The sequence below is a fragment of the Marinobacter salexigens genome (genome assembly GCF_018860765.1).
GTDB lineage: Bacteria > Pseudomonadota > Gammaproteobacteria > Pseudomonadales > Oleiphilaceae > Marinobacter > Marinobacter salexigens_A.
In genome coordinates, this window is record NZ_JAHKPV010000021.1 from 1030894 (window position 1) to 1052319 (window position 21426).

Here is a 21426-nt window from a genome sequence, read left to right on the forward strand (position 1 = left end):
TTCTTAAGGAAGATACTATGAAATTTGAGACGCTTGCTCTCCACGCCGGCTTCAAAGGCGACCCAACCACCAAAGCGGCCACCACTCCAATATACCAAACGACGTCCTACACGTTTGACGATACCCAACACGGTGCAGACCTGTTCAATTTGAAGGTTGCGGGCAACATTTATACTCGCATCATGAACCCGACCAACTCTGTGCTTGAAGAGCGCATGACAGCTCTTGAAGGCGGCGTAGGCGCTCTCGCCGTTGCATCAGGCATGTCTGCCATAACCTATGCGCTGCAAACCATTTGCCGAGTTGGCAACAACATTGTCAGCACCAGCCAACTTTATGGCGGCACCTACAACCTGTTTGCCCACTCCCTTCCCAATCAGGGCATTGAGTGCCGCATGGTACGTCATGACGATTTTGATGCGATAGAAAAAGCTATCGATAGCCAAACCCGCGCACTGTTCTGCGAGTCCATAGGCAACCCTGCCGGCAACGTAGTCGATATTGCACGCTGGGCCGAAGTAGCTCACAAGCATGGCATACCACTGATTGTGGATAACACTGTTGCCACACCTTATATCTGCCGCCCGTTCGAGCACGGCGCAGATATCGTGATCCACTCCCTCACCAAATACATTGGTGGCCACGGCACCACCGTAGCAGGTTGCGTTGTCGACTCAGGCAAATTTGACTGGAAAGCCAACGGCGCTAAATTCCCGATGATGAACGAGCCAGACCCCTCCTATCACGGCGTGGTTTACACCGAGGCTCTGGGCGCTGCCGCCTTTATTGGCCGCTGCCGCGTTGTGCCGCTTCGCAACACTGGCTCGGCCCTCTCTCCATTCAATTCGTTCTTAATTATGCAGGGCTTGGAAACTCTTGGCCTGCGCATGGAGCGCCACTGCGAAAATGCCGAAAAAGTTGCCAACTTCCTTCAGGATCACCCGGCGGTTGCATGGGTTAACTATGCAGCACTGGCTAACAGCCCCTTCAAAGCGACTTGCGACAAGATCTGTGGCGGCAAAGCATCTGGCATAGTGAGCTTTGGTATCAAAGGCGGCCGTGAGGCAGGTGCCAAGTTTATTGATGCTCTAGATCTAATTTACCGTTTGGTGAACATTGGCGATGCTAAATCATTGGCCTGCCATCCAGCCACCACTACCCATCGCCAGTTAAACGCGGAAGAACTCGAAAACGCGGGCGTCAGTGAAGACTTGGTGCGTTTGTCTATCGGCATTGAACATGTGGATGACATTCTTGCAGACATTACTCAGGCACTGGAAAAAGCTCAGGCTTGATTAAGCGCAACCGGGTACGACTAAAGTCGTGCCCGGTATACTGGTTTACACCTCGTGATTGCCCTTACCTACCTTGTAACTACCCCGTCAGCCTATTATTCTCTATGGCTACCCCAGCTTTAATGAGAGTCCGGTTGCAATGAGCGAAAGCGCAAAGCCCCGCGTCACCAGTGGTTCCAAATTCCGCAATGAGCATGGCTTCTCAGCTATCAAGGATGGCGTAAAGCGCTCAGCAACTCAGGAACCCGTATCGGTTGAGCGCAAACCCAAATGGCTGAGGGCAAAGATGCCCGGCGGCGAGCGCTTTGAAGCCGTGCGTAAAAACGTCACTGAAAACCGGGTCAGCACCGTATGTCAGGAATCCCACTGCCCCAACATTGGCGAGTGCTGGACAGCTGGCACGGCAACGATCATGGTGATGGGGTCAGTATGCACCCGCGCCTGCCGCTTCTGTGCAGTTGATACAGGCAACCCTAATGGCTGGCTAGACAAAGACGAACCGGAAAACACCGCCAAATCGGTCGAACTTATGGGGCTACGTTATATCGTGCTGACCTCTGTTGATCGAGATGACTTAGAGGACGGTGGAGCCGCCCACTACGCCGCCTGTGTGTCAGCTATCAAACAACGCACACCGCACGTTGCTGTAGAAGCACTAACACCAGACTTTGATGCTGTTATGACCCACGTGGAGAAGGTGGTGGATTCGGGGCTTGAGGTTTTTGCACAAAATGTGGAAACCGTGGAGCGCTTAACACGTCGCGTGCGTGACCCGCGAGCTGGCTACCAGAAGACGCTCAGTGTACTCGCCCACGCCAAGCAGTATCGGCCCGACATACTGACCAAAACCAGCTTGATGTTAGGCTTAGGCGAAACCCATGAAGAAATCCTTGCGACCATGGACGACCTCCGTAACATTGGAGTGGACATCCTCACACTTGGCCAATACTTGCGCCCTACGCCGAATCACCTGCCTGTCGAGCGCTACGTAACCCCAGAAGAGTTTAACCAATATCGAGAGATAGGCTTGGAGAAAGGCTTCATGGAAGTACCCTCAGGCCCTATGGTGCGCTCTAGTTACCGGGCAGATAGAGTCTTCGATAAGAATAATTTGGGGCTTGCAGTGCCAGATGTGCCTGTCGCCTCGAACGCAATGCAAATCCCGGTAAAAACTCTGGACTAAACTCTCTAGCAACTCTTTGTTCGACACAAAAAAACCCGCGTTCACTTTATGAAGGCGGGTTTTAAATCAGAGTGGCGATTAGAAGAAGTAAGTCACGCCGCCGAACAAACCGAAGTCACCATCCTGAAGATCAACTTCGCCAGTCAGGCTCAGATTCTCCTGAAGCTTGAAGCGACCTTGGCCGGTAAGACCCAGATAGTCTAAATCTCCAGTTACATAACGTGCACTTGCACCAACTTCAATTTTATCATTGAGTTGGTGACGAATGCCGCCTCGCAAGGCTGGCGCCGTATCGTCAGCAGACGCACTAGAACAACCAAAGAATCCGGAGCAGAAGTCTACTTCAACCTCTTGATAATCTAGGCTAGCTCCACCCCAAACGTCTGTTTTAGCGTCTAGCGCATGGCGATAGCCGCCACCCAAATGCCAGTTTGTGTAGTCAATATCATCTGACAGCATGCGGAAGCCGCCAAATGCAAAAATATTTTCGTTAACTAAGTATGAGCCGCGAAGATCAAAACCCACGTAGGTCTGGTCGCCATCGGCGCTCAGCATAGCAAGGCCAGCTTCTGCATACGTATAGCCCAGCTCAGCTGCGGCCGAACCAGAAACCAAAACCCCTGCCAGAATTAATCCCTTAAATCCCTGTTTGATCATAATATCCACTCAACATTGCAATTGCGTTAAAAGAAATACATCCACGCATCAATTTTAAGGGATAGAGTATCAATTGCAACTATTTCGGCTTGCTCTACGCAGCTATCCACTGGCTCGTTAACCGCTACTTAGCCTAGTATTTACCTACCACGCCAAGCATTAGCACACCGCTCACTGCCCTTGCTGCATCATCTGGCGCTGTTGCTGCATTTGCTGGCGCATCTGTTGCATTTTCTTATCCAGCTCGTCCCGCTGCTCTTGGGTGAACACGCTATCCACCTTGGCCTGCATGAGGGCTGAGAGCACAGCAATCTCGCCGGTCACGTCCCCAAGGTCTTCCCCGTGTTGGCGAATGGCGCCTTCATCATAATCTGCTTTGATTTCAGCCTGCATTTGCTCCTGCAAGGCACGGGCCTCTTCACGTAACGTACCAATTTCACCCTGCATTTCGTCAAGGATGCCGCGAATCTCTTTTTGCTGATCTTCGGAAAGCCCAACCATCTGAGCCAATTGATCAACCTGATCCGGCTGCCCGGTCGGTGCTTGCTGGGCGAACGTGGGTGCCGAAAGGCTCAAAGCAACAAGAGCAGTGCCGAACAGTTTTGTGAGCGTCATAAAATCTCCGTTAACAAATTAGTTTAAATGGCTAGCTGGTTCATACCCTAATGCATCCAACCTCCTTTTTTCACCCCGATACCCCTTCTTTTTATACAGGTTGTGAGCCATGCCCTCCGGAAACCCGCAACACGAGCGCATCGAAACAAGTGTGAAAGTTTAGTCATTCCCCTTCATAATGGCCCAATTCACAGATATCCGGAGCGTAAAAGATGACCATCAACTGGTTTCCAGGGCATATGCACAAGGCCCGCAAGGAGATCAAAAAGATCATGCCTCAGATGGATCTCATTATTGAGGTGCTAGACGCACGCATTCCTTTCAGCAGTGAAAACCCACTGGTGCCAGCGTTGCGTGGCGACACCCCACTGATCAGGGTTCTCAATAAGCGCGATCTGGCTGATCCGGAAGTCACAGGACGCTGGCAAACCTGGCTGGAAAAAGAGCGCGGTGTAAGAACCATCACGCTCACCCACAACCAGCGCGGCGAAGCTCTGGACATTCTCCGTCTGGCCGGTGAGATGACACCTAACCACGATCGCCAGAAGAGCGCTCTACGGGTAATGATTCTGGGTATACCTAACGTTGGCAAATCTACACTCATTAATACCCTTGCCGGGCGCCCAGCCGCCAAAACCGGCAATGAACCGGCAGTGACCAAAGCACAGCAAACCATCAAACTGCCAGGCAACATTCTGCTTTACGATACACCCGGTTTCCTTTGGCCCAAACTTTCGCCGGAAGCCTGCGGGTACCGGCTGGCGATTACTGGTGCTATACGCAGTTCTGTATTAGATTTTGAAGATATTGCCATGTTTGAAGCCGACTACCTTCTGGAAGCCTATCCCGCTCTGCTGAAAGCCCGCTACGGCTTCGATAAACTGCCGGCAGACGGCTTAGCTCTTATGGACGGCATCGCAGCGAAGCGGCGTTTTCTAGGGCGCGGCGGCGTACCAGACCTGAACAAAGTCTCCGAGGTACTGCTCAATGAATTCCGGGCTGGCACTCTGGGGAGGATCTCGCTGGAGACACCCGAGATGGTAGAGCGCGAAATTGAGGAAACCGCACTGGCCGAGGCCGAGAAAGAAGCAAAGCTAAATGAGAAGAAGGCAGCATCCAAAGCAGCCCGTTCTGGTCGCCGACACTAACTGTCAGTGTCTTTCCTTACGTTTAATCATTGGCAAACCGGCTCTCGCGTATTAGAGTAGCAAGTTGACTTGCATCAATTTGGATGGTTTACCCCCGATGGCTCAACCAATTAGATTTCGCCAAGCTGCCTCCCCCCTTAAAGCCTCCTGTCAGCAATGCAGCCTTAGCAACCTGTGCTTACCGCTCGCCATTGAGGAAAACGATTTAGGCAGGCTCGAAGAGATCGTTCAGCAGGGCCGTATTTATAATCGCGGCGAACATATTTTTGATCAAAGCACGCCGTTTCGTTCCTGCTTTGCCGTCAAAAGCGGTTCAGTCAAGACCTCGATTATTACTGAGGGTGGTGAAGAGCAAGTCACAGGCTTTTTTATGCCCGGTGAATTGGTTGGCTTGGATAGTATGAGCGGTGAATCCTACGCTTGCACTGCCAAAGCCCTTGAGCGCACTAGCGTGTGCGAGTTCCCGGTAGACAAACTCGAAGAACTTACTGGTAAGCTGCCGGATTTGCAGCACCACATGTTTCGCCTAATGGGCCAAGAAATCCAGAACAGCCATCAGTTGGCCTTGCTACTTAGCAAAAATACAGCAGAAGAACGCATTGCGTCGTTACTTTTGTCTTTATCCAGCCGCTTCCAGCGTCGTCGAATGTCACCAACCAACTTCAGCCTGCCTATGGCTAGAAATGACATCGCTAACTTTTTAGGGCTGGCCGTTGAGACCGTCAGCCGTGTTTTTACCCGCTTCCAAAACCAAGGCATTATTCATGCGAGGGGCCGCGAGGTGGAACTGTTAGATGTTGAAGCTCTACAGTTAGTAACCCGGGAGTTCGCCCGCCAGAACTGTCAGCAGTAAGCCACTCTTTGCCGCAACTGGCTGAATTTACTCAGCCAGTTTGCTGGCCTCCAAACGCGCCGTATTTTCTTTCAACAGCACCAATTCGTTTACGAGTCCGGAGCGCCAAGGAACCTGTTTGATACCAAATGTGTTGCGGATTTTGGTGCATATCAGAGTTGTGTTCTGCGGCTCAAGCGCGCCCCAAGGCGGCATGTCATCTACTATGTGAAGGTCTTCAGGGATACCCGGCAGACCAGCGATTGCTAGACCCAACTCGTACAAACTGATCTCTTCGGCACCTGCATATTGGAAGGTACCCCACACATCTGCCCCACAGTCCAGTTGCTGAATAATAGCGGTGATCACTCTGGCAAGGTCTACCACCGATACAGGCTGACCCACACACTTGTCTGGCAGAGTCAGGGTTTCGTTGGCAGCCACGGTGCTCGTCTGAACCTTGCGGATAAAACGACTAAGGCTCCAACCCGTACGCAAGATAATATGTCTTGGCAAAAGCGTGCGTAACGCTTGTTCACTTTCCCACTGCCAACTACCTAACTCATTCACCGGCTGGCCGGGGTTGGATGCGAGATAACCACTTTGCTTGCGCCCGTCAAACACATAGCAAGACGACAATTGGAACAACGCAATGCCCCGGTCCCGGGCAAATTCAGCGATGGCTACCGGCAAGGAAAAAGCAGCTTTATGTGTGCCCTCGGGATCCCGCTCAGCGGCTTCGGGGTCTGCCAACCACAGCGCATTTACCACTAGGTCTGTATCTTCCGGAATCCATTGCGCCAGAGCACTAAGGTCAGCGCTGTTCGGATTGCTGACCAGTAAAGGGCTCACGTGCAAGGACGTCTCCCTAAGCCGCTCGAGAAGCACCTTTCCCAAAGGACCATAATCATGAACGACAAGTACATGCACTAGAACTCAATGCCTCCGGATATAACTAATATGACGGTTTTAAAACTCCGCCTGGCCAATGGCTTACCACCATCAATTTATACAATGCCTTTCAAAACAGGATGCAGCCATACAAAACTAGGCAGCATCGCTTTTATTATCGTTATCAAAAGCCTACAAAATTAGGTATCGCCATGCTAAAACAACAAAGCCATATTGTTGCACCCATCCCCGATGAGTTGCGCACCCGTGCACTTTATACTATTGAAGAACTGCGCGAGCGCGGGAAAGCCGATAAAGAAGCAATCGACCAGCTCTACAATTTGATCATAGATATGACCGAAACAGGCTTGGACTTCTTTTTCATCGAACCCTTGCGGCGCCTAAACGCCAGCAAGATGATGCTAAGCATGGCTAAAGTAGGCATCAGCAGCATGCTAAAAGGCAGCAAAATGGTCGTCCACAAAGTGCTCAAAAAGTTGGATGACCGCAGCTTGGCCTCAATTCTCGATTTCCTCGAGGAAATTATTCATCAACCAGAAGATGCCTGACCACTCAGGCTATCGACATATACGAGGAACTCTGCGGGTAATTCCCGTCAGCAACTCGTAAGAAATGGTGCCAGCGCAGCTGGCAACCTCATCAACACCAACGGTACGCCCCCAAAGCTCAACAAGATCCCCTTCGCGGGCCTCAGGCGTATTACTCAGATCCACCGCCAACATATCCATCGACACTCGCCCGATGAGCCGAATACGGCGTCCCCCAATGGCTGCGGGGGTATCGGTGCCAGCATGGCGAGGATAACCGTCACCGTAGCCAACGGCCACCATTCCCATCCGGGTGTCGTGTTGCGCAACCCAACCAGCGCCGTAGCCCACACTGTCGCCCGCCTTTACAACACGGGTAGTAATGAGGGGCGCTTCGAGCGTCATTACAGGCTCAAGGCCCAACTCGGGGCCGGCCTTTCCGATTATGGGTGATCCGCCATAAAGCATTATGCCGGGGCGGCTCCAATCAAATAATGGTTGCCCCGCAGTAAAATGCGCAGCAGAGTTGCCCACGCTTCTCATGAACGAGGGCCAAGGAGCAGTGGCCTTTTCAAAGGTGGCTGTTTGGGCCGCTGTCATTGCGCTGCTCTCGTCGTCAGCACAGGCAAAGTGGCTAACAAAGCCTTGCAATCCACCAAAGGCGCCTATCTTTTCCAGCTTAGCCATTACCGCAGGCAAGTCGTCAGGCCAAAAACCCAAGCGATTCATTCCGGTATTAACCTTTAACCAGAACTCGGGTATAGCGCTACCCTGCTCCATCCATTCCAGCTGATGCTCACCGTGCAGCACTGGCTCAAATTGATTGTGCACACACTCCGCCAAATCACCTACGGCATGCACGCCTTGAAGCAAGACAACTGGCTGAGCGAGACCTGCTGCACGAATAGCAAAGGCCTCTTCAATACAGGCAACAGCGTATTTGGGTGCAACATCCGCTAGAGCAGAGGCAACCTGTGCAATTCCGTGGCCATATCCGTCAGCCTTTACAACCGCCATGGCTTTTGCACTGCCCGCTCGTGCACAGGCTTTACGATAGTTATTGCGCAACGCGTCCAAATCAATCCGAGCAGTTGTATTACGCGGCATCAGTACTCACCACCATAATCGCCGTAGTCGCCATGGGCCAAATCTTCAAACTTTGTATATTTGCCGATAAAGGCTAGGCGAATGGTGCCAATAGGCCCATTACGCTGTTTGCCGATGATGATCTCGGCAATGCCTTTATCCGGCGTGTCTTCGTTGTACACCTCATCACGATAGACGAACATGATGACATCCGCATCCTGCTCTATCGCACCTGACTCCCTCAAGTCAGAGTTGATTGGGCGCTTATTCGGGCGCTGCTCAAGACTTCGGTTGAGCTGAGAAAGGGCAACTACGGGGCAACTGAGCTCTTTGGCGATACCTTTCAAGGATCGGGAAATTTCCGAAATCTCCGCCGTTCGGCCTTCGGTGTTACCGGGTACACGCATCAGCTGCAGGTAATCCACCATAATCAAGCCAATTTTGCCATCGTTCTCGCGGGCAATTCGACGGGCACGAGAACGCAGTTCCGTAGGGCTTAGTCCCGGCGTATCGTCAATATACAAAGGCTTTTCTTTCAGCAAGCTAACAGCCGAGGTCAAGCGAGGCCAATCGTCTTCTTCAAGCTTGCCAGCGCGGACCTTGCTCTGGTCGATACGGCCCAAAGACGAAAGCATACGCATAGCCAGTGCATCGGCTGGCATCTCCATACTGAACACTAAAACCGGAGTGCCCGTACTAATAAGCGCATTCTCGACAATGTTCATTGCGAAGGTGGTTTTACCCATCGAGGGGCGACCAGCAACAATGATGAGGTCGGCCGGCTGCATGCCGGATGTTTGATCGTCCAGATCCCTAAAACCCGTGGTCAGCCCTGTTGTCTGCTCACCAGACTCAAACAGCTCTTCGATACGACTTAAGGTTTTAGCAAGAATTGGAGTGATAGACTGCGGACCAGAGCCTTCTTTGACTCGGGACTCCGCGATCTGAAATACATTTCGTTCGGCTTCATCCAGAATTTCGTTACTGTTACGCCCTTGCGGGTTAAACGCAGAATCCGAAATCTTGCCAGACACCTCTACAAGCTGCCGGAGTATGGAACGCTCACGAACAATGTCGGCATAGGCGCGAATATTTGCAGCGCCCGGCGTTTTCTCCGCCAGTTCGGCTAGGTACGACAACCCTCCAGCGTCTTCAATATCACCGGCCCGCTCCAGAAACTCGGCCAAAGTAACCACATCCAGCGGCTCATTCTCGCTGGCCAAACGTTCAACCGCACCGAAAATCAATCGGTGATCCTGACGGTAAAAATCGACGGCAGAAATAATCTCGGTGATTTCGTCGAATCGGCGGTTATCCAGCATAAGGCCACCAAGAACCGCCTGTTCCGCTTCTGCGGAATGGGGGGGTACTTTGATGCGGCTGGTTTCCGGATCAGTGATTGCAGGTTTTAGAGTAGGCTTGGCCATGAACACATCTTTAGTTGAGCAGCCTTATTACGACACTGGAAATGGGAGGTCGTAATAATGGAGGAGGTTTGATCGTTACAGCATACCAGAAAGCAACAGGCCCGAAAGCCGTATTAAACGGTTCGGGCCTGTTGGGTTGGGCAGTAGCAAACCCCGGAGAGCTCACTACCAACCACCAGCGCATCACAGAGACCGGGGCACGCCCGGCGCTGCTTCCGGAGAAGACAGCTTACTCGGCAACAACCGCCAGCTTTACAGTTACTTCAACATCAGAGTGCAGGTGAAGCTCGATGTCGTACTCGCCAGTTGCCCGCAGCGGGCCTTCTGGTAGGCGAACTTCGCTCTTCTCAACTTCAGTACCCGCAGCTGTGATTACATCAGCAATATCACGCACACCGATAGAGCCGAACAGCTTGCCTTCATCACCTGCTTTAGAGGTTACTGTGAAGGACGCACCTTCCAGAGCCTCAGCGCGGGACTGAGCTGCTGACAGCTTATCAGCTGCAGCTTTCTCAAGCTCGGCACGGCGCTCTTCAAACGCCTTCAGGTTTGCTTCGGTAGCAGGCGCAGCCTTGCCATAAGGAAGCAGGAAATTACGGCCGTAACCGGACTTAACTTTTACTTTGTCACCCAAGGTGCCAAGGTTTGCAACTTTCTCGAGCAGAATAACTTCCATCTCGTTAACCTCTTCGTGCTTTATTCAGCTGGCCCGGCAGGCTTTATTCGCCCCCGAATGTCCAACCAGCTATCCACAAAAGCCAGAACCACTAACAGAATCATCAGGCTTGGGCCAAGAAGTACCAGCGCAACGTAAAACATTGCGAGCCACTGGCCGCTCAGATTCTTACGCCCGACAATGCCATGTATAAGCGCCAACCCCGCCAAAAACATTGGCGTTCCGGCCACCCAGACCAGCAACATGGTATTCAACCCAAGGAACGGGCCAAAAACCATGGTGGCGGTAAGAACAACAGTAACCGCGGGTGACAGCTTGAGATTGTGGAACTCCTTACGGAATCCGCCAGGGTTGTACAACCCCGACTGCCACGATCTTGCCAGCATTGTCATGCCCACGCCGACTGCCAGATAACTACCGGCCATACTGGCGTTCATGGTGTCCCGTATAACCGTCTGGAGATCACTCCCAAGCGAACGGGCCACTTCAGCATTGTACTGCTCGTAAAAACCAACCCCGGCGCGAACGAGCTCGTCCATCAGACCGGGGTACGCCATGGGCAAGACAAGCCCCATAACGATCGCCAGAAAGCTCCCCCCAAGGAGGGCTCTCTCCCAGGACAGCGTTGTTCTCAGCATGGATGCCATCAGCATCACTTGCAGCAGCACTGCCAAAGCCGTTGGATCGCCTCCAAACACACTCCAGCCAAGCGCTGGAAGCAGTGCCCAAAGACCGACGTTGAGCCCCTGACTGATACCGAGTCTGAGGACAACCAGACCAACAACCGCCGCGCCTATCCAGAACAACAAAGGTACTGCAGTTGTTACTGCCGCTACCCCGCTGGCCTGCAGGGGACCGCGCATTACAAATTGTGCTAGTGCACGCATGGTCCCAAGTCCTGTTTATCTGTTACTTAGTTATCGTGGCTGTCCGAGTACGGCAGCAGTGCCAGGTAGCGGGCGCGCTTGATAGCGGTCGCCAGCTGACGCTGATAACGTGCTTTTGTGCCGGTAATACGGCTAGGCACGATTTTGCCGGTTTCTGTGACATAACCTTTCAAGGTGTCCAGATCTTTGTAATCGATCTCTTTAACACCTTCTGCCGTGAAGCGGCAGAATTTACGACGTCTGAAAAAACGAGCCATAACGTAACTCCTCAACTCCGGTTAATTACTCTTCTTCGTCCTGAGACTCAGCTGTCTGATTCTCGTCTTGGCGTTCGCCCTGACTGTCATCAGAAGATTCAGCTGAACGACGCGGACGATCATCTCCGCCGGAACGACGGTCCTCACGGGACTCAGCGGCTTTCATCGGAGACATATCGGTAACGGCTTCATCGCGACGTAGAATCAGGTCACGGATAATGGCGTCGTTGAACCGGAAGTTGTGAGTCAGCTCGTCCATTGCTGCCTGTGAACATTCAACGTTCATCAGCACATAGTGAGCCTTGTGAATCTTGTTGATCGGGTAAGCCATGTGACGACGGCCCCAATCTTCCAAACGATCTACCTTGCCGCCATCTTCAGTGATGAGGCTGGTATAACGCTCGATCATCGCGGGCACTTGCTCGCTCTGATCCGGGTGTACCATAAATACGATTTCGTAGTGACGCATGAGTTCTCCCTACGGTTTAAACAGCTTTCTCTAATTCGCGGACTGGCCGGGAAGCATGAAAGCAAGGAGGTGGCAGCCAAAGCCGCCGGTTTTTTTGCTCTATCAATAAGGCTTTACGAGAAAGGCTTTATCAAAAGCGAAGCCTTGCACGCCCGATTAAAGACAATACAAAACCTTCCCCTGAAAAAGGGGTCACGTATTCTAGGCGTACGCGGCCCTCTGTGCAAGAGTTAACCAAGACGCTGGCGCAAAGCCTCGTACAAGCAAACACCAGTGGCTACAGAAACGTTCAGGCTATCCACGTGGCCAAGCATGGGGATGTTAATCAGTTGATCGCAGTGTTCTCTGGTGAGCCGACGCATACCCTTGCCTTCGGCACCCATCACGAGTGCAATCGGGCCTTTGAAATCTGCCTGATACAAGGTTGCTTTTGCTTCACCAGCTGTTCCGACCAACCAGACTCCCTGATCCTGCAAAGTGCGCAGAAAACGCGCCAAATTCGTCACGCGTACAAACGGTACAGTCTCTGCCGCACCGCAAGCAACTTTGCGAGCTACCGGAGTCAATGAAGCAGATTTATCTTTGGGTACAATAACCGCCTGCACACCAACCGCGTCGCAGGTACGCATGCACGCGCCCAAATTATGAGGATCGGTTACGCCATCCAGCACCAATAAGAATGGAGGTTTGTCACTCGCTGCGAGCTGAGCCAGAAGATCGTCTTCACTCCACTCCCTGCTTTCACTAACCGCAGCAACAACACCTTGATGAACCCCACCAACTCGCTCATCGAGCTCACGGCGATGAACAACCGCCCATCGAACACCCAGCTCTTCTAGCGTATCCGTGATGGTCTTTACACGTTTATCCTGCCGGCCAGTCTGAATCCAGACTTGCCGCAGCCTTTCTGGCTCGCGTTTGAGGACAGCCTCAACCGCATGCCAGCCAAATACAAATTCTTCGGACACTGGTTCGACTTCCTGCTACTTATCTGTTTTGCGCGACTTACGCGGCTTGCTGAGACCTGCGGCCTTCTTGCCTGACGCTTTCTTTGGTTTCTTACCGGCTTCGCTAGCCGCATCCGCTACAAGCTGAGCCTTCGCACTACGAGGCTTGCGCGCGCGTGCAGGCGCACCTCCGCGACCACGACTTTTTTCAGAACGCTTCCCATCTTTGCCTCGCGGGTCACGCTTGGCAACGCTCAAAGCGTCTCGATCCGCTTGCCGACGCCTGGGTTCGCTAACCAGCTCCAAATCAATCTTGCGATCCTCCATGCCCACCCGCACGACACGAACGCGTAACTCATCCCCCAAGCGGAAGCTGATAGCCGTGCGCTCACCGATCAAGCGATGCTTAGCTGAGTCATGGTGAAAATAATCGCCACTGAGGGTGGAAACGTGCACTAGGCCCTCAATGTAAACCCCCGACAACTCAACAAAGAAGCCGAACGGCACAACCGCTGCGATCACCCCGTCAAATTCTTCGCCAACATGGTCGCTGAGAAATTCGCACTTGAGCCATGCCATCACATCACGGGTAGCGTCATCCGCACGGCGCTCTGTCATCGACACGTGCTCGCCCAGCTGCTCCATTTTGGCGTGATCGTAGGGGTACTCCACCAACGCGGGATCAAATACCGCCGGCGACACCACATCTTTTGTTACCTCGGGATTGTGAATGCGAGACTTAATAGCCCGATGCACAATAAGGTCAGGGTAACGGCGAATGGGCGAAGTAAAGTGGGCGTAGCTTGGGAAACCTAAGCCAAAGTGACCACTTTCTTCCGGACTGTAAACAGCCTGACTCAACGAGCGCAACATAACGGTTTGGATGACGTTAGCATCCGGCCGATCCACTATCTGCGACAATAACGCCTGATAATCGGCCGAGGTAGGCTTATCACCACCGCCCAACTGAAGACCAAGTTCACCTAAAAACAAGCGCACCGAGTTGAGCCGCTCTTCCGAAGGGCCATCATGCACCCGATAAAGCGCTGGCATTTTATGCTTCTTGAGGAATCGCGCCGCGGCCACATTTGCGCACAGCATGCACTCTTCCACAATTTTATGAGCATCGTTACGGTGTACTGGCACAATCTCTTCGATTTTGCGCTCCGCATCAAAAACAATGCGGGTTTCCGTGGTTTCGAAATCTATGGCGCCACGCTCTGTTCTCGCCTTACGCAGTAGCTTATATAGATCGTACAAGTTGTGCAGGTGTGGAAGTACGTCAGCATACTGAGCTGACAAGCGATAGCCCGGCTCGGAATCTGGACGCTCAAGCATATCGCTGACTTTGTTGTACGTAAGCCTCGCATGGCTACGCATAACCGCCTGATAAAAGGTGTATCCGCTGATGTTACCAGCCGCGCTAATGGTCATGTCTGCCACCATGCAGAGGCGATCCACATCGGGGTTCAATGAGCACAAACCGTTGGACAGTTTCTCCGGAAGCATAGGCACTACGTGATCGGGGAAATACACAGAGTTGCCCCGGCGCAAAGCCTCTTCATCCAGAGGTGAACCTGTACGCACATAGTGAGAGACGTCGGCTATCGCCACCACTAAGCGATACGCGCCCCGCCCTCTGGGCTCGCAATATATTGCATCATCAAAATCCCGGGCCGTCTCACCATCAATGGTAACGAGCCGCATATTGCGGATATCGACTCGGTTCTTTTTGTCCTTTTCCTCCACTTCGGCAGCAATGGCAGCCGCCTGCTCTCCAACCTCGGTTGGCCAACTATGGGGAATGTCGTAAGAACGGATAGCCACATCAATCTCCATCCCGGGGGCCATATGCTCTCCCAAAACCTCGACAATCTTGCCCGTGGGTTGGGTGCGAACCGTAGGCTGGCGCACAATATCCACGACAACATACTGCCCAGCATAGGCCTCACCCACATGCTCATCCGGTATCAGCACTTCGTGGTTGATCCGGGCATTTTCTGGCACAACAAAAGCAATTCCACTTTCTTTAAAGAAGCGCCCGACTGTTTGGTGAGTGCGATGCTCAATAACATCAACAATAACCCCTTCACGCCGACCCTTTTCATCTACCCGATCTACTCGGGCTGCAACACGGTCGCCGTGAAAAACTTGGCGCATTTGCCGCGCAGTGAGAAATAGATCCGACCCACCGTCATCCGGCACTAAAAACCCGAAACCGTCTTTGTGCCCGATAACACGACCGCTGACCAGATCAGCCTCTTCAATCGGCAGATACGCGTCACGGCGATTACAAATAAGCTGGCCATCCCGGCACATGGCAATAAGCCGACGCCTGAGTGCTTCGATACCTTCCGGGTCTATCTGACCAAGCTCGGAACACAATGTTTCGTGCGTTGCCGGCGCGCCCCGCTCTTTCAGGTGCGCAAGTATGAATTCCCGACTCTGAATCGGGTTGTCGTAATTTTGAGCCTCACGACCAGCATGAGGGTCTTTACGCTTTTTATTTCTGGAAACCATTAAAATCCTTGCTCAATGCGGCGCCACAGCGGCGCTGTTCATATTCATTTGCAATATAGTATACGTTGGTACAGGCAACCTGCCTAACAACCCACCTTTTATAGGCACAAATACCTGCCGCCTACATAAGGAAAAAATGTTTGACAGCTTAAGCGGGAATTACTAAAGTACGCGCCATCAGATGAGTCATCACTTTCATCTTTGGCAGAAGTCTCCGGTTTTCAACAAACTAAGGACAACTCTGCAAATCACCTGCCGAGGTGGTGAAATTGGTAGACACGCTAGCTTCAGGTGCTAGTGCTCGCAAGGGCGTGGAGGTTCAAGTCCTCTCCTCGGCACCATTTCTCTCCCTGAGAAATGTGAATTCCCATACTAATGAATTATCGTCGACAGACCACATCAGGCATTATTGCGTGCTTTATTTGGGCGCTTTTTTCTATGCGCAGGGTAGTTTCGCTAACCCCGCGAGGCCGCCGGTCATTCCAGCAGCTCGACAAGGTATTCCGATAGGTTTTGATAACGATAGGCTACCCGTGCAAATACGCCGGAGGGCACCCCCTCAAACTCGCGACCACAAGCACGACCGCCACCATAAGTCTTGAGGAATGCCTCTTGAATAAGATTGGGAGTGCCACCAAGAGGAGTTTCACTGGTCCTTGCGGGATAGTACAGCGCCCACTCAAACCCATTCTCAGCATCTACGTTACTAAGCTGTGACATTTGTGGCGCGAGGAATCCGTAACTGAGAGGCCGATTAAGGCCATCTCGGGTATCAAACTCGAAAGAAAGCCCAACAAACCCAACTGGCTGGGGCTCGTAGCCAGAGAATGCATACTCGTGGAACCCTGTAACTACCTGCGCTGCGTTCTCTGCATCCACTTTCTCATCAATCGTGCAGCTTTGGAGCCCGCCACTGTAGGTCATTGATTCCAGCTCACCACCGTCTTCCGTCAACTGGTAGCCGGTGAAGCCAGCAGGTGCATTGGAAAGCTCGGGTACCAAGGTTCGAATTGAAGTGCCACCTTGCGCAACCAATTCTTTCAGCTTGCCATTGTCAAAGCTCCAACTGTAGGTTACCTCCGGGTTCCCCCCCAACTCTGTCGACCCTGGCACTATGCCTTCATTCTGGTAGCAGGTGGTGACGGTTTCGAAACTGGCCGAGCGGTTAGCCCAATCAAATACCAAGCGCTCATCAACGCCGGGGTTGTCATAGGCAATTTTGCTTTGTGGCGACAAAGATGCTGAAGGTAACCACTGCGTGCTTAGTTGCGCCATATATCCATTAACGCTGACCAACCTTGCAATTTCTTGCATGGAGGGCACAAGACAACCTTCTGAAGATATGGATTGCAAGCGTCCGTCTTCGCTGTATTCAAATTCCAGCTCGGCAGAAATCAGTATGTCTGAACGGTTGGCTGGGAGCTTGTCTGAGCGGTCTGGTTGGGCATAGATTTGCTGGCTTGTTAGAAGCAGCGGATCACTCAATTCCAGCGGCACCTGAGGCAAGTCAATGAGGTCAACATCAACGTTGGCATAGTTGCCCTGAGCCGCTGAATCGACAGCGGCAATCACATCACCCGCGTTCTGTACCATCGATACGCCCAGTAAAAACGCCGCAGGGCGGGTAAGCAGGCGTTCGGTGCCATCACTATCAGGCTTGGCCAGCAGATCGTTATAGGCATCTGGAAATTGGCTGGCCATAAAGCGCGCCATAGCTCGCGCGTAAGCATGGGCCTGATCGTCTTCGGCAAGCACATAGTCTCGCAATAAGTTGATGCCTGCCAGACTGGCCAACGACGAATCTGCCGTCCCAAACAAGGACTCCAAGGCTATAAGGCGGCGGAACCGGGCAAGGGTTGTAAGCGGCGTAATATTGCGAACACCCGGCTCTGCCGAGAGCATAAACGCACGGGGAACAGCAACATCCCCGCTGCGAGTTTGTTCTACAGTTTTACCGGGAAGTGCTAGAGCATGGAGGGGAAATGCGCGCGGATCAATATCGGGCCCAATCTCCGGCTCAATCACGAGCTCTGATGTATCCAACGTAAACTGACCACCTTCGCCACTCATGGCAGTTGGCTCTCCGGAAGCCAAGACAACCTTGCGGCCGGAAGCCAGCTCATACTCCATTGGCCCAGATGTGTACTGGCTGTCGCCGTCCATATCCAGCCATACCCGAGCATTTTTCAGGTAGCCGTCTATCACCCTGCCGGTATAGGGTGCCGGATCGCTGTATTGCACACCGTCAAAGTCGCGCCCGTCTTCCGGCAGCTCATCAGACTCCTTGCCGCAACCGGCAATGGCGAGAAAAAGTACAGAAACAGGCAGGAATATAAGAGGTCTCATCACGGCAACCGTTTATCCTTGTTAGAGGTTGTGCCGTTACTTTAGGGGATGTGGCAGCCAGAGACCTTGATAGGTTTGGCAAACTGTAAAGATAGGTAACAAGAAAACCCCGGGAATGACCCCGGGGTTTCGTTTAGAGCAGCTTAAAACGCCCGCGCAACGATCTCTTTCATTATCTCGTTGGTTCCGCCGTATATACGCTGAACCCTCGAATCAGCCCAGGCGCGGGCAATCGGGTATTCCCACATATATCCGTAGCCGCCATGTAACTGAACACACTCATCCATAACCCGACACTGCAGGTCCGTTGTGTACTGCTTCAACATAGCTGCCGTAGGAATATCGAGTTTCTTATCAAGGTGAAGCTCAAGGCAACGATCGGTAAACACTCTGGCTGCGGTAATTTCTGCTTTCATCTCCGCCATTTTGAAACGCGTATTCTGAAATTTGATCACCGGCTTGCCGAAAGCTTTACGTTCTTTCACGTAATCCAGCGTCCACTGCCAAGCGGCTTCTGCGGCAGCAATAGCTGTTAGACCGATTTGCAAACGCTCGGCAGGCAACTCCTGCATCAACTGAATAAAGCCCTGCCCTTCTCTGGAGCCCAACAGGTGAGTAACCGGAACTTTTACATCCTGGAAAAACAGCTCGGATGTATCTTGTGCCTTCATGCCCACTTTATTCAGGTTCTGGCCTTTTTCAAACCCCTCCCAGGCGGACTCAACCAGCAGCAAGCTGATACCTTTAGCGCCTTCTTTGGGGTCGGTTTTGGTAACAACAATCACTAGGTCAGCCATCTGGCCGTTGGTGATAAAGGTTTTGGAGCCATTCAAAATATAGTGGTCGCCATCCTTTAAAGCAGTCGTTTTTACGCCCTGCAAATCGGAACCGGCACCCGGCTCACTCATAGCGATAGCGGTAATGATTTCGCCAGAGGCCATCTTCGGCAGGTAGTGTTTTTTCTGTTCTTCCGAGCCGTGATTCAGAATGTAGGGGGCAACGATATCGGAATGCAATGTCCAGCCAATGCCAGAAAGACCCGCGCGGGAGACTTCTTCCATAATCACCGCACTGTAGCGGAAGTCTGCACCTACACCGCCGTATTCTTCAGGCATGGTTGGGCACAAGAATCCCAACTCACCGGCTTTCTGCCATAATTCGCGGCTAACCTGACCATCTTTTTCCCACTGCTCGTGGTATGGCGCAGCCTCTTGCTCAAGAAATTTCCGCACAGAATCACGGAAGCCGTCAAGGTCTGCGTCGAAGAGCGTACGTGGAATCATGTTGAACCTCGGTCAGTGAACAGTGTTGTAATTAACGTTCACCAAGTCTCTTCTGGCAGCCACAATTGCTCAATGGTTAAAACCATCAATCCTGCTGACCAAAACCATCGTTGCGATCCACTTTGGCATTAACCCTAGCTTCGCCCCAACGGGGCATTAACCCTAGCTTCGCCCCAACGGGGCATTAAGTCCTGAGGTAAGTCGAGGTGGTCGAGAATACGGGCCACAATAAAGTCCACGAGATCCTCCACAGATTCCGGCCTATGATAGAACCCCGGGCTGGCGGGCATGATGACAGCACCCATTTGGGTAAGCCTCAGCATGTTTTCCAGATGCACTTGCGAGTACGGAGATTCGCGGGTCACTAGAATAAGTTGGCGCCGCTCTTTAAGAGCTACATCACCCGCACGCTCGATCAGGTTGTTGCTAGCTCCTGTGGCCAATGCGGACAAGGTTCCAGTGCTGCAGGGGCAGACCACCAAAGGTGCCTTTTCGCCAGACCCGGAAGCAGGTGGCGAAAACCAGTCTTCGCGCCCAAACACCAATATTTGCCCGGACTGGGCGGATGTGTATTCCGATAACACTTTCTGCATAGCTGACGGACTTCCCGGCAGCTTTAGTTCCGTTTCAGTCGCGATAACAATCTGTGCTGCCTTGCTCACCATTACGTGAACCCTGCAGCCTGCTGCCACCAGACACTGGAGCAGGCGCAACCCATACTGGGCGCCGGATGCTCCGGTGAACGCCAGATTTATAGTGCGAGCGTTCGGCAGACTATCGGGCGTATTTTGAGTCAACGATAAACCTCCTTGCGAGCCGGTTTAGCCATGAATACGTTCAAGCTCGGCTATAAGCTTACCGTGAATGCCACCAAAACCACCGTTGCTCATGATAACGATGTGGCAGGGGCTCGGCAGATCGGCCATTACACGCTCGATCAGCCCTTCTACACTAGTCTCTACAAGGTGCTTTCCGGAGTCCGGGTTATCAGCCTGCCATGCAGTGACCAACTCCGGTAGCCAGTCCATGTTGTTCAGATTGGCCCAATAGACTTTATCTGCCAACGCGGCACTCGGCAGTAACGTATGCTGGTGAATACCCTGTTTCATCGTATTAGAGCGAGGCTCGACAAGAGCAATAACCGGCTCCTCGCCCACCTGATTGCGCAACCCATCCAGCGTTGTCTCTATGGCCGTTGGGTGATGGGCAAAGTCGTCATAGACCTTCACGCCGCCAACATCTGCAAGCAGTTCCATACGGCGCTTCACACCGGAAAAACGACACAGTGCCGCCACCGCATGATCTGGCGTTACGCCCACATGCTTTGCCGCCGCAATAGCTGCGAGAGCGTTGCGAACATTATGCAGGCCCGTTTGGCTCCACTTCACCACGGCAACGGGCTGCTCATGGTGAACAACCATAAACCGACTGCCGTCCTCGGATAACAGCTCCGCACGCCAATCAATCGAAGCGGCCGTTTCACTACCGACGGCCATATCCTGCACCGGGCTCCAGCACCCCATAGCAAGTGCTTTGTCCAGATGCTCATCCAAACTCGGGCGAATAATCAATCCTTGGGAAGGAACCGTGCGAACCAGATGGTGGAACTGGCGTTCAATCGCCTCAACATTATCGAAAATGTCAGCGTGATCAAATTCAAGGTTATTCAGGATAAGAGTATGGGGGCGGTAATGAACAAACTTGGAACGCTTATCAAAAAAAGCACTGTCGTATTCATCGGCTTCGATAACAAAAAAGTCGCTATCACCGAGGCTGGCCGAGACCGGAAAATCCTTGGGCACACCGCCCACCAAATACCCCGGAGCAAGCCCTGCCTGATCTAAAATCCAGAGCAGCATGGCGGTGGTGGTGGTTTTTCCATGGGTACCGGCAACGGCCATAACCCAACGGTGCCGAAGCACTTCGCGGGCGAGCCACTCGGGGCCAGACATGTAATCAATGTTGCGATTGAGTACGGCCTCCACTTCGGGGTTGCCCCGAGACATCGCATTGCCAATCAACACCACATCAGGCTTTGGTTTTAGATGCTCCGCACTAAAGCCATCCATCAGGCTGATACCCTGCGCTTCTAACTGGGTACTCATGGGCGGATAAACGCCCTGATCAGAACCGGTAACCCTGTGGCCAAGCTCCCTCGCTAGAACAGCCAAGCTGCCCATGAATGTGCCACAAATCCCCAGTATATGAATATGCATTCGCCGACTGTCCTCTGCGTTGAAACCCGACAAGCCTCCCGTATCCGCCCCATCCCGTCAAGAGCATCGCTATCCGCATTTCCAGCCATGAAAATCGTCAGCATTTGACGTATCATCTGCGCCATTGTCGAACCAGCAGGAGG

The 21426-nt window shown here is 52.6% G+C and carries 20 protein-coding genes and 1 tRNA gene; 6 read left to right on the top strand and 15 right to left on the bottom strand.

Going from position 1 to position 21426, the window contains the following annotated elements; genetic code table 11:
• Positions 1–17: 17 nt before the first annotated feature.
• A complete protein-coding gene (locus tag KO508_RS18255; protein ID WP_216009681.1) occupies positions 18–1295 on the top strand; it encodes an O-acetylhomoserine aminocarboxypropyltransferase/cysteine synthase family protein in 1278 nt (425 codons plus the stop codon).
• A gap of 139 nt (positions 1296–1434) precedes the next feature.
• On the top strand, positions 1435–2478 hold the full coding sequence (gene lipA / locus KO508_RS18260) for a lipoyl synthase (RefSeq protein WP_216009682.1): 1044 nt from the start codon (positions 1435–1437) through the stop codon (positions 2476–2478).
• Between the two features lie 78 nt (positions 2479–2556).
• Here lipA and KO508_RS18265 read toward each other — a convergent pair whose 3' ends face one another.
• Positions 2557–3135 carry an outer membrane beta-barrel protein gene (locus KO508_RS18265; protein ID WP_216009683.1) on the bottom strand — a complete coding sequence of 193 codons (579 nt, stop codon included), beginning with the start codon at positions 3133–3135 and terminating at the stop codon, positions 2557–2559.
• A 171-nt stretch (positions 3136–3306) separates the two neighbouring features.
• Entirely contained in the window at positions 3307–3750 is a 444-nt protein-coding gene (locus KO508_RS18270; RefSeq protein ID WP_216009684.1) for a Spy/CpxP family protein refolding chaperone, read from the bottom strand.
• A gap of 212 nt (positions 3751–3962) precedes the next feature.
• Between KO508_RS18270 and ylqF the strand changes: the two genes are divergently transcribed.
• On the top strand, positions 3963–4898 hold the full coding sequence (gene ylqF / locus KO508_RS18275; protein ID WP_216009685.1) for a ribosome biogenesis GTPase YlqF: 936 nt from the start codon (positions 3963–3965) through the stop codon (positions 4896–4898).
• Between the two features lie 97 nt (positions 4899–4995).
• Positions 4996–5751: a fumarate/nitrate reduction transcriptional regulator Fnr gene (fnr, locus tag KO508_RS18280; protein ID WP_216009686.1), complete on the top strand. Its 756-nt coding sequence runs from the start codon at positions 4996–4998 to the stop codon at positions 5749–5751.
• Positions 5752–5778: 27 nt separating this feature from the next.
• Here fnr and KO508_RS18285 read toward each other — a convergent pair whose 3' ends face one another.
• Positions 5779–6660 (bottom strand): SDR family oxidoreductase, encoded by an 882-nt coding sequence (locus tag KO508_RS18285; protein ID WP_216009687.1) that lies wholly within the window; start codon positions 6658–6660, stop codon positions 5779–5781.
• 173 nt (positions 6661–6833) lie between these two features.
• Between KO508_RS18285 and KO508_RS18290 the strand changes: the two genes are divergently transcribed.
• The gene (locus KO508_RS18290; protein WP_216009688.1) at positions 6834–7190 is read left to right on the top strand and encodes a hypothetical protein; all 357 of its coding nucleotides are present in this window, start codon (positions 6834–6836) and stop codon (positions 7188–7190) included.
• A 9-nt stretch (positions 7191–7199) separates the two neighbouring features.
• Here KO508_RS18290 and alr read toward each other — a convergent pair whose 3' ends face one another.
• The 8 genes from alr to rnr form a co-directional block, all read right to left on the bottom strand.
• Complete coding sequence (alr, locus tag KO508_RS18295) at positions 7200–8276, bottom strand: alanine racemase (protein ID WP_216009689.1); 1077 nt, start codon at positions 8274–8276, stop codon at positions 7200–7202.
• A complete protein-coding gene (dnaB, locus tag KO508_RS18300; RefSeq protein WP_216009690.1) occupies positions 8276–9682 on the bottom strand; it encodes a replicative DNA helicase in 1407 nt (468 codons plus the stop codon). Before dnaB ends, alr begins: the two co-directional genes overlap by 1 nt.
• Before the next feature lie 229 nt (positions 9683–9911).
• A complete protein-coding gene (gene rplI, locus KO508_RS18305; protein ID WP_216009691.1) occupies positions 9912–10358 on the bottom strand; it encodes a 50S ribosomal protein L9 in 447 nt (148 codons plus the stop codon).
• A gap of 20 nt (positions 10359–10378) precedes the next feature.
• Positions 10379–11245 (bottom strand): hypothetical protein, encoded by an 867-nt coding sequence (locus KO508_RS18310; protein ID WP_216009692.1) that lies wholly within the window; start codon positions 11243–11245, stop codon positions 10379–10381.
• 26 nt (positions 11246–11271) lie between these two features.
• On the bottom strand, positions 11272–11502 hold the full coding sequence (rpsR, locus tag KO508_RS18315) for a 30S ribosomal protein S18 (RefSeq protein WP_114613426.1): 231 nt from the start codon (positions 11500–11502) through the stop codon (positions 11272–11274).
• 25 nt (positions 11503–11527) lie between these two features.
• Entirely contained in the window at positions 11528–11971 is a 444-nt protein-coding gene (gene rpsF / locus KO508_RS18320; protein WP_216009693.1) for a 30S ribosomal protein S6, read from the bottom strand.
• 230 nt (positions 11972–12201) lie between these two features.
• Entirely contained in the window at positions 12202–12939 is a 738-nt protein-coding gene (gene rlmB, locus KO508_RS18325) for a 23S rRNA (guanosine(2251)-2'-O)-methyltransferase RlmB (RefSeq protein ID WP_216009694.1), read from the bottom strand.
• A 15-nt stretch (positions 12940–12954) separates the two neighbouring features.
• Complete coding sequence (gene rnr, locus KO508_RS18330) at positions 12955–15438, bottom strand: ribonuclease R (protein WP_216009695.1); 2484 nt, start codon at positions 15436–15438, stop codon at positions 12955–12957.
• 254 nt (positions 15439–15692) lie between these two features.
• On the opposite strand from rnr, the gene KO508_RS18335 reads away from it, so the two are divergent.
• A tRNA-Leu gene (locus tag KO508_RS18335) sits at positions 15693–15779 on the top strand.
• A 136-nt stretch (positions 15780–15915) separates the two neighbouring features.
• Here the strand turns inward: KO508_RS18335 and KO508_RS18340 are convergent.
• From KO508_RS18340 to mpl, 4 genes are all read right to left on the bottom strand, one after another.
• Entirely contained in the window at positions 15916–17784 is a 1869-nt protein-coding gene (locus KO508_RS18340; RefSeq protein WP_216009818.1) for a hypothetical protein, read from the bottom strand.
• A gap of 143 nt (positions 17785–17927) precedes the next feature.
• Positions 17928–19067, bottom strand: coding sequence for an acyl-CoA dehydrogenase family protein (locus tag KO508_RS18345; protein ID WP_216009696.1), 1140 nt, complete (start codon positions 19065–19067; stop codon positions 17928–17930).
• A gap of 134 nt (positions 19068–19201) precedes the next feature.
• Positions 19202–19864 (bottom strand): flavin prenyltransferase UbiX, encoded by a 663-nt coding sequence (locus KO508_RS18350; RefSeq protein ID WP_436836626.1) that lies wholly within the window; start codon positions 19862–19864, stop codon positions 19202–19204.
• Positions 19865–19888: 24 nt separating this feature from the next.
• Complete coding sequence (gene mpl, locus KO508_RS18355; RefSeq protein WP_216009697.1) at positions 19889–21283, bottom strand: UDP-N-acetylmuramate:L-alanyl-gamma-D-glutamyl-meso-diaminopimelate ligase; 1395 nt, start codon at positions 21281–21283, stop codon at positions 19889–19891.
• Positions 21284–21426: the final 143 nt, after the last annotated feature.